Source organism: Streptomyces hazeniae (genome assembly GCF_031845485.1).
Lineage (GTDB): Bacteria > Actinomycetota > Actinomycetes > Streptomycetales > Streptomycetaceae > Streptomyces > Streptomyces hazeniae.
Window position 1 is genome coordinate 1 of the sequence record NZ_JAVREQ010000275.1, and the last position, 255, is coordinate 255.

Here is a 255-nt window from a genome sequence, read left to right on the forward strand (position 1 = left end):
TGTCCAGCACCCCGTCCCGGTCCGTCGGGTACAGGCCGGGGCCGAGATGCCGGGCGAGGTCGGAGCGCAGCTCGACGTCGTCGTCACTCATACCGGGAGGCGTGCCGCCGTGCATCGCCTCGTCCGGCGCACGGCTGGCCTCCGGCTGGTCCTCACCGGAGGGCTCCAGTTCGAACTCCTCCTCCGCTCGTGTGGAGCGGTCGGCCTTGAGCTCGCCCTGCATCTCGGCCTTCAGCTCGTCGTCGTGCAGCGGGC

1 pseudogene is annotated in these 255 nt (G+C 71.8%); it reads right to left on the reverse strand.

The window, feature by feature from the left end:
• Positions 1 to 255: pseudogene (locus RM572_RS29675) on the reverse strand (DUF2795 domain-containing protein); the annotation flags it as partial.